Here is a 2,115-nt window from a genome sequence, read left to right on the forward strand (position 1 = left end):
TTCCTGCAATGTACGTCAATTTTAGCCATTTTTGATTTAGCATTATAAAAACAAATATGCTAGAAAACTACACTACCGTATTTTACTCTTGATCCTCATAATCATTATAATCGCCATCATCGTCAAAATTATCAAAGTCATCATAATCGTCAGCGAAGTCGAAATAATCATCATCAAAGTCATCCTCTATATAGCTATATAAGCTCTCAGCATCTTGACGTAGTGCATGGATGAGATCTTGCATGTCTTTAGGAGGTTTCGCACTAAATTCAACTACTTCAGCACTTATGGGGTGAATGAATGCTAATTTATACGCATGTAAGGCTTGGCGCTCAAAGTCTTTTAATATATCTTGCGCTTTATCGGATAAACCACGCGCAAGTTTCAACCTTGGGTTATAAACAGGATCACCAACTAATGGCGCTTTAAGATGTGCCATGTGCACACGAATTTGATGGGTGCGTCCGGTTTCTAATTTGCAACGAATGCGTGTATGTGCACGATAGCGCTCTAATACCACAAAGTGGGTAATGGCGTCTTTGCCTGTAGGGGTCACTGCCATTTTTAAACGATTGTGCGGGCTTCTGCCAATTTTGGTTTTGATCGTGCTGCCTACGGTAATATAACCTGTGGCAATTGCTTCATACTCACGTTTGACTTGACGTTTGGATAATTGGGCGACAAGTGATGCATGCGCTTTGAGACTTTTAGCCACAACCATTAATCCAGAAGTATCTTTATCCAGTCGGTGAACAATACCTGCGCGTGGCACTTTGGCGAAGGCTGGATCATGTGCTAATAGCGCATTGGATAATGTGCCGGATAAGTTGCCAGCTCCTGGATGAACAGTCAGTCCTGCAGGTTTGTTAATAACAATGACATCATCATCCTCATAAATTATATCAAGCGGGATATCCTCTGGCTGCCAGTGGTTTTTATCCTCTAATGTGGCATTAAGTGATATTTCTTCGCCACCAATGATTTTATCTTTGGCCTTTTTGATCTCACCATTCACAAGAATGGCGCCTTGTTTTAGCCATTTTTGTAGTTGTGAGCGTGAGTAATCACTGAAAACGTTGGATAAACATTGATCCAAACGTTGACCCGCACAGCTTTCAGGTGCAATAACATTTTGCTGAATGTTTTTAGATACGGTATGATGTGGCACAAATAAAATCCTATCAAGACGCCGGTTAAATTGTGCATCATTGTAAACAATAAATGACAAAGGCGGTAATAAATTAAAGGGTAATCGATGAAAAAGATCAGTTTGGCATTAAGCGGCTTGGGTGCGCTTTTGTTAATGGCAGGATGCTCAACAACAACGACTAAGGCATTGCCATATCAAGGCGAAAGTGCTGAATATATTTATGCCAAAGGGCATGAGCAGGTTAAAGATGGCGATTATTATAAAGCAATTGATAGCTTTAGGTCATTAAACTCACAATATCCATTCCAAAGCTATACTGAAATGGGTAACTTAGAGCTGATTTATTCCTATTATCAAGATGGGCAGCCTGAGATGGCGTTAGGATTGGCTCGTCAGTTCTTACGTGCTTATCCGACATCAAAACACTTAGGGTATGTTTATTATATGATGGGCGTGATTAACTATGATAATGGTCGTGGGTTCTTACAACGCCGCTTGCCATACGACATGGCGCAGCATGATCCAGCATCATACTTACAAGCGTTTAATGATTTAAAGCGCTCAGTAATCTTAAGCCCTAAAGCGTCTTATGCCGAGGATGCTAGGCGTCGTATGGTGCATATTAATAATGTCGTTGCTGAATATGAGTATAACATTGCTAATTTCTACTTTGAACATGAAGCCTATGTTGCCGCAATCAATCGCGCTAAAATTGTTGTTGAGAAATATCCACAAAGTAACTCGATTGAAAATGCGTTAGTTCTGTTGATTAGAAGTTATGATATTTTGAAAATGCCTGAGTTAGCTGAGAAATCAATGGAAGTATTAAAGGCAAACTATCCTAATAATGCGTATTTGAAATCTCTAGAAGATGCAGCAAAACGTCCAACAGTGGTATTTAAGTAACCTTCAATTAATTACTGGAGTTACAAAAAACTATGATTTTATAAACACCCCGTCAGCCT

2 protein-coding genes are annotated in these 2,115 nt (G+C 39.6%); one reads left to right on the plus strand and one right to left on the minus strand.

Features of this window, described 5'->3' with window-relative positions; all coding sequences use genetic code 11:
* Window positions 1-82 precede the first annotated feature (82 nt).
* The gene (rluD, locus tag ACY10D_RS06545; protein WP_486999962.1) at window positions 83-1,168 is read right to left on the minus strand and encodes a 23S rRNA pseudouridine(1911/1915/1917) synthase RluD; all 1,086 of its coding nucleotides are present in this window, start codon (window positions 1,166-1,168) and stop codon (window positions 83-85) included.
* Between the two features lie 87 nt (window positions 1,169-1,255).
* On the opposite strand from rluD, the gene ACY10D_RS06550 reads away from it, so the two are divergent.
* A complete protein-coding gene (locus ACY10D_RS06550; protein WP_192484188.1) occupies window positions 1,256-2,056 on the plus strand; it encodes an outer membrane protein assembly factor BamD in 801 nt (266 codons plus the stop codon).
* Window positions 2,057-2,115: the final 59 nt, after the last annotated feature.

This window comes from Cysteiniphilum sp. (genome assembly GCF_057495195.1).